Annotated in this window: 8 protein-coding genes; 6 read left to right on the top strand and 2 right to left on the bottom strand. The window is 49.3% G+C overall.

The annotated features are described in order from the left end of the window. Positions 1-586: cation:proton antiporter domain-containing protein (locus D908_RS10045; protein WP_005524392.1), on the bottom strand; the 586-nt coding region annotated here is incomplete at its 3' end. Next, positions 567-1,157 carry a glutathione-regulated potassium-efflux system ancillary protein KefG gene (kefG, locus tag D908_RS10050; protein ID WP_001245319.1) on the bottom strand — a complete coding sequence of 197 codons (591 nt, stop codon included), beginning with the start codon at positions 1,155-1,157 and terminating at the stop codon, positions 567-569. The genes D908_RS10045 and kefG, both read right to left, overlap by 20 nt. Positions 1,158-1,279: 122 nt before the next feature. On the opposite strand from kefG, the gene D908_RS10055 reads away from it, so the two are divergent. From D908_RS10055 to crp, 6 genes are all read left to right on the top strand, one after another. Then, positions 1,280-3,196 carry an ABC transporter ATP-binding protein gene (locus tag D908_RS10055; RefSeq protein ID WP_000627686.1) on the top strand — a complete coding sequence of 639 codons (1,917 nt, stop codon included), beginning with the start codon at positions 1,280-1,282 and terminating at the stop codon, positions 3,194-3,196. Then, a complete protein-coding gene (locus tag D908_RS10060; RefSeq protein WP_005524388.1) occupies positions 3,197-3,682 on the top strand; it encodes a TIGR02444 family protein in 486 nt (161 codons plus the stop codon). Then, positions 3,679-4,668 carry a hydrolase gene (locus D908_RS10065; protein WP_005524386.1) on the top strand — a complete coding sequence of 330 codons (990 nt, stop codon included), beginning with the start codon at positions 3,679-3,681 and terminating at the stop codon, positions 4,666-4,668. The genes D908_RS10060 and D908_RS10065 overlap by 4 nt, the downstream gene beginning before the upstream one ends. Positions 4,669-4,777: 109 nt before the next feature. Next, positions 4,778-4,987, top strand: a complete 210-nt coding sequence (locus D908_RS10070) for a YheU family protein (protein WP_000586576.1) — start codon at positions 4,778-4,780, stop codon at positions 4,985-4,987. Positions 4,988-5,082: 95 nt separating this feature from the next. After that, positions 5,083-5,952: a phosphoribulokinase gene (locus D908_RS10075; protein ID WP_001274669.1), complete on the top strand. Its 870-nt coding sequence runs from the start codon at positions 5,083-5,085 to the stop codon at positions 5,950-5,952. A 242-nt stretch (positions 5,953-6,194) separates the two neighbouring features. Continuing rightward, entirely contained in the window at positions 6,195-6,827 is a 633-nt protein-coding gene (gene crp, locus D908_RS10080) for a cAMP-activated global transcriptional regulator CRP (RefSeq protein WP_000242749.1), read from the top strand. Positions 6,828-6,875 lie beyond the last annotated feature (48 nt).

Below are 6,875 nucleotides of genomic sequence, written 5' to 3'. Positions count from 1 at the left end.
CCAGCAGTAAAGCAGCGATCCCGCCCATCATCCAGAGTGCACTCAGCCAATCACCACTGCTGTTACCCGCAAGAATCGGCAGCAGAGCCAACATGGGAATAACGGCAATATCTTGAAAAAGCAGTACAGCGAACCCTGAATGTCCAGCTTCGGTGTGGGTAAGCTCATGTTCTTCTATCACGCGTAGCGCAATCGCGGTTGAAGAGAGTGCCAGCCCCATACCAATCACTAAAGCACCTTGCCAACTCAGCCCAAGTAAATGAGCCACACTGGCGAGCACTGCGGTCGTCACCACAACCTGCGCACCGCCCAGACCTAAAATTGGCCCACGCAAATTCCACAGTTTTTTCGGGTTCAGTTCTAAACCAATCAGAAAAAGTAGGAGCACCACACCAAACTCGGCAAAGTGCATGATGGCTTCCACATCGCGGATTAAGCCCAATCCCCATGGACCAATCGCCACCCCCGCCAACAAATAGCCAAGCACGGAACCTAATCCAGCTCGTTGCGCTATGGGTACTGCAATCACTGCGGCGGCCAGAAACACCACGCTGCTACTGAGAAAATCACTGGTCAGTGGCGTCATAGGGCTCTCCTTGCCAGTGGGCGATCTCTTGTAACCATTGCCGATAGCGCCGCGCATGCTGCTCACGCTCTTCATCACTGATGTTGCGTGACCAGTAGAGCACCAAAGGCTCTACCCAATCCATCTGACACAAAGCGGCACTGAGTTCAAACGGCTGCAGGATTTCATTGAGCGGATAACGGTTATAACCGCGTTGATCATAAGCGGTATGGTTGCCACCAGTGGTGATCACGCTACGCCACAATTTACCTTTCAGCGCGCTATTTTTACCGAAAGCAAAGCCTTTACTCAGAACGCGATCGATCCACTCTTTCAAGAGCGCAGGGCAGGAATACATGTACAGTGGATGCTGCAATACCAGCACATCATGCTCACGCAGGCGTTGCTGTTCGACATGCACATCAATAAAGAAATTGGGGTAAGTGGCGTAGAGGTCGACAATCGATACATGCTCTAAATCCGCAATGTGTTCAATCATCACCTTATTGGCAACGGAGTTTTGTGGATCGGGGTGCGCATACACCACCAACACTTTGGCTTTCGTTTGCTCTCGGTTGACCAAGTTGCGCACTCCGCTTATTTGTTACTAATCCGTTACTAAGCATCATAACCCAATTTGTATAATGATCGACATTTATCCTTATTCCTCCTACTATTCCGGGCGAAAATTCAACGGGCGATAAAACGATTTTTATGATTACCTTCTCTGAGATTCAGCTACTGCGCGGCGGAAAACCGCTCCTTGAGCAAGCTTCGGCAACCATTCATCCCGGCGACAAAGTGGGTTTAGTGGGTAAAAACGGTTGTGGTAAATCCACCCTGTTTGCATTACTGAAAGATGAACTGACTATTGATGCAGGCTCCTTCAGCAAACCCGCCTACTGGGAACTTGCTTGGGTAGCGCAGGAAACCCCCGCTCTGGATCGCAGTGCGCTGGAATACGTGATCGATGGCGATCGCGAATATCGCGAACTAGAACGCCAATTGATAGAAGCCGAAGCGGCAGACAACGGCACCAAAGTGGCCGATCTGCATGGCAAAATCGAGATGGTAGGTGGTTATAGCATTCGCGCCCGAGCCTCTGAGTTACTTGACGGCTTAGGCTTTACACAAGAACAGATGAGCTGGAGTCTGACCCAATTTTCTGGTGGTTGGCGAATGCGTTTGAACTTGGCGCAAGCACTGATTTGTCGCTCTGACTTACTGCTGCTCGACGAACCGACCAACCACTTGGATTTGGATGCCGTCATGTGGCTGGAGCGTTGGCTGCAAAGCTACCCCGGAACGCTGATCCTGATTTCGCATGACCGCGATTTCCTCGACCCGATCGTCAATCGCATTGTGCATATTGAAAATCAGACGCTGAATGAATACACGGGGAACTACTCGTCGTTTGAAACTCAGCGCGCGCAAAAAATGCTTCAGCAACAAGCCATCTATCAAAAGCAACAAAAGCAGATGGCGCACATGCAAAGCTACATTGATCGCTTCCGCTATAAAGCTTCTAAAGCTCGCCAAGCACAAAGCCGGATCAAAGCGCTGGAACGGATGGAAAAAGTGCTGCCCGCCCAGTTTGATAACCCATTCAGTTTTGAATTTCGTGAACCCGCTGCACTACCTAACCCGATCCTGATGATGGATCAAGTCTCGGCTGGCTACGGCGATAACTTAATCCTTGAGAAAATCCGCCTCAACCTGGTGCCGGGCAGTCGTATCGGTTTGCTTGGTCGCAACGGTGCAGGTAAATCAACCTTGATTAAACTGCTCTCGGGTGAGCTCAAGCCTCAATCGGGTGACTGCACTTACTCGCAAGGGGTGAAAATTGGCTACTTTGCGCAGCATCAGTTGGAAACGCTGCATCCGGAAGAAACACCTCTACAACACATGATGCAAATCGCGCCAGACAAAAATGAGCTGGAACTGCGTAACTACTTAGGCAGCTTTGGTTTCCATGGCGATAAAGCGCTCGAAAAAGTCGCGCCCTTCTCTGGCGGTGAAAAAGCCCGTTTAGTGCTGGCGCTGATTGTGTGGCAAAAGCCCAACTTACTGCTGCTCGACGAACCCACCAACCATCTGGATTTGGATATGCGTCAAGCACTGACGCTTGCGCTGCAAAGCTATGAAGGCGCAATGGTGATCGTCAGCCATGATCGCTACTTGCTGCGTGCCACCACCGATGATCTCTATTTAGTACATGATCACCAAGTCGGCCCGTTTGATGGTGACTTGAATGACTACTACAAATGGCTAACCGATCAGCAAAAAGCAGAACGCAAAGAAGCCCAACCGACCAATACCGCGAATAGCGCTAACAGTGCTGCTGCGAAAAAAGAACAAAAGCGTCGTGAAGCAGATTTTCGCAAGCTCACTGCGCCAATTCGCAAAAAGCTGACACAGTTAGAAGAGAAACTCGATAAGTTGAACCACGTTGTCGGTGAGATGGAAGCACAATTGTCGGACACCTCACTGTACGAAGCACAGAATAAAGCGACACTGACTGAGGTGTTGGCTAAGCAAGCCGCCGCCAAATCCGAGCTAGAGCAAGTCGAGCTAGAATGGATGGCCGAGCAGGAAACCTTGGAAGAGATGGAACGGGAGTTCAACGGTTAAATGAATGATGAGCACGCCAAACCAAGATTAACACTGGAAAGACTCTGGCAATTCAGTTTGCAGTATTACAGTGTACGCGAGGTGAAAGAGGCGTGCTTACGATTGCAAAATAGCCATAACGGCAATGTCAATCTGCTGCTGTTGCTCAAATGGCTGGATGAACAGCAGCTTACATTAACCGAAGCCGACTGGCCGACCGTGCTCGAATGTCTCAATCATTCAGAAAATCTGTTGCACGGTTTTCGCGATTTGCGACGTCGGCTCAAAACCCATCTTCCGGACACCCTCTATCGCGAAGCGCTGCAGTTTGAACTACAACTGGAAAAGCAGCAGCAAGCAGATTTGGTAGAATGTCTCAATCGGTTAACACTCTATCCCACGCACGCTATACCGCTCACTCAGCAATACTGTAAAATGCTCGGCGCTGAATACTTAGCCGAGCAATTTTCTGCTCCGCACTGTGAACACAATAATTCAAAATCATGACTCATTTTATTGCTGCCAAGGGGCTTGCTAATCCCCATTTACAAACTCTGCTGCCACGCTTACTGCGTAAACAGCCGCTGTTTGCTGCCGAATGGCAAACCCTATTCACTCCAGATGGTGACTTCCTCGATTTAGCATGGAGTGAAGACTGGCGTACGCCAAACGCGCAGCACAAGCCACTGTTTGTTCTGTTTCACGGCTTAGAAGGCAGCTTTAATAGCCCCTATGCCAACGGATTGATGCACGCGTTTGCGAGGCAAGGCTGGCTCTCGGTCATGATGCATTTCCGCGGTTGCAGTGGTAAACCCAACCACTTAGCACGGGCTTACCATTCTGGTGAAACGGGTGATGCGCGTTTTGTGCTTGAGTACCTACGTAAACAATTACCGGGTCGCCCTATCGTTGCAGTCGGTGTTTCTCTCGGCGGCAACATGCTCGCGAACTATCTTGCGCAGTATCGTGATGATCCTATCGTCAGCGCCGCCACCTTGATTTCCGCTCCACTCGATTTAGCCGCCTGCTCACAACGTATCGAGCAAGGTTTCTCTAAAGTGTATCGCGCGTATCTGCTCTCTTCTTTGAAGAAAAATGCCATGGCTAAATACGCACTATTGGAAAATGCTTTGCCACTGAGCTCAGAGCGGATCAACGCCATCGCTAAACTCGCTGAGTTTGATGATGTGATCACCGCGCCACTACACGGCTTTAATGATGCGGCAGATTACTATCAGCAATGTTCGGGACTCAAGCAACTCACCCAGATCCGCGTCCCAACACAGATCATTCATGCCAAAGACGACCCATTTATGACCGAAGCCGTGATCCCAAATTTCCCACTGCCAGCGAACATCGATTACCGTTTGTTTGAGCATGGCGGCCATGTGGGTTTTCTGAGTGGATCATGGCTAAAGCCCCGCTTTTGGCTAGAGCAAACCCTGCCCGAGTATTATTCACATCTGCGTGATGACTTTCTGCATCAATCCTAACGCGCCCCTCCTCTTTTAATGCAGTATCATTGTAAGGGGAAAGACTCAAACGACTTGGAGTTAACGCTCCAAGTCGAGTTGGGAACCGTCATAAAATAAAGAGGTATTTATGATCATTCCATGGCAACAAATTGCGCCGGAAACACTCGACAATTTGATCCGTGAATTTGTGCTGCGTGAAGGCACAGATTATGGTGATGTAGAAGTGTCGCTGGAGGAAAAAATTGCTCAAGTACGCACGCAGTTACAATCAGGGCAAGCTGTGATCGTCTATTCAGAATTGCATGAAACCGTCGATATTAAATGCCATCCGTTTTAGCCAAGCAGTGACGGCTCCATTTTCCGTGCTATAGTGATTTTCCGGGTGGTGCCTGAGTTAGCACCAAAATCAAGGACTTAAGGACAAGGTTTGTCATGTCAGCCAAACATCCGATTATTGCGGTAACGGGGTCTTCCGGCGCCGGTACCACAACCACCTCTGAAGCCTTTCGCAAGATGTTCAATATGATGAGCATCAAGCCTGCTTGGGTTGAAGGGGACAGTTTTCATCGCTTCACCCGTCCAGAAATGGATGTGGAAATCCGCAAAGCGCGCGAGCAAGGTCGCCATATCAGTTACTTTGGTCCCCAAGCCAACGATTTCCCAACCCTTGAAGAATTCTTCCGCCAATACGGAAAAGTAGGCACCGGCCAAGTGCGCCGCTACTTGCACACCTTTGATGAAGCGGTGCCGTATAACCAGATGCCCGGCACGTTTACGCCTTGGCAATCACTGCCCGAAAACTCAGATGTGCTGTTTTATGAAGGCTTACACGGCGGTGTGGTCGATGGTGATGTCAATGTCGCACAACACGTCGACTTTTTGATTGGCATGGTGCCGATCGTTAACCTTGAGTGGATTCAGAAATACGTACGCGATACGCGCGATCGCGGCCATTCACGTGAAGCGGTGATGGATTCCATCGTACGTTCAATGGACGACTACCTCAAATTCATCACCCCGCAGTTTTCACGCACCCACATTAACTTTCAGCGCGTACCAACGGTCGATACCTCTAACCCGCTCAATGCCAAAGGCATTCCGACATTGGATGAAAGTTTTGTGGTCATTCGCTTTCGTGGGATCAAAAACGTCGATTTCCCGTACTTGCTTGCGATGATTGATGGTTCATTCATGTCGCGCCACAACACCATTGTGGTTCCGGGCGGCAAGATGAGTTTTGCAATGGATTTGATTGTGCGGCCGCTACTGCAACAACTGATCGAAACCGGAAAAATCGGCTAGATCCGACCAGTGATGGATGCTTACTTTTCATACCGTGATCATGTGCACAATTTTGCGTAGCAAATCGGACTAGTGACACGATTAAAATCAAGAAATCGATTTCGAAAAAGGATACTATTCTTAACCGAAACATAAGATAGCTTGCAGCCTTGGGTAACACCTCTTATTCTAGTAAGCCCAATTGAGGCTTCGCTAAAATATGGATAGCGGCAAGCGTACCCTGCAGAGGAAGTGAGATTATTATGGTTCTAGGTAAACCTCAAACCGATCCAACACTAGAGTGGTTTCTTTCACATTGTCACATTCATAAGTACCCATCAAAAAGCACGCTGATCCATGCGGGTGAGAAAGCGGAAACGCTGTACTACATCGTTAAAGGTTCAGTTGCGGTACTGATTAAAGATGAAGAAGGTAAAGAGATGATCCTCTCTTACCTGAACCAAGGTGACTTCATCGGTGAGCTTGGCTTGTTTGAAGAAGGCCAAGAGCGTACCGCTTGGGTTCGTGCTAAAACACCGTGTGAAGTGGCTGAGATCTCATTTAAGAAATTCCGTCAGTTGATCCAAGTAAACCCTGACATCTTGATGCGCCTTTCAGGTCAAATGGCTCGTCGTCTGCAAGTGACCAGCCAGAAAGTTGGCGACCTTGCGTTCCTAGACGTAACTGGCCGTATCGCTCAAACTCTGCTGAACCTTGCGCGTCAGCCAGACGCGATGACTCACCCAGATGGCATGCAAATCAAGATCACTCGTCAAGAGATCGGTCAAATCGTTGGCTGTTCTCGTGAAACCGTTGGCCGCATCCTGAAGATGCTGGAAGAGCAGAACCTGATCTCTGCCCACGGTAAAACCATCGTGGTTTACGGTACTCGCTAAGCATTCCGTTATAAAAAATAGCCACCCAGCGGTGGCTATTTTTTTGCT

The organism is Vibrio mimicus CAIM 602 (assembly GCF_000338875.1).
In the GTDB taxonomy this organism is placed as follows: domain Bacteria; phylum Pseudomonadota; class Gammaproteobacteria; order Enterobacterales; family Vibrionaceae; genus Vibrio; species Vibrio mimicus.
This window is presented reverse-complemented; position numbering and strand designations above follow the sequence as displayed.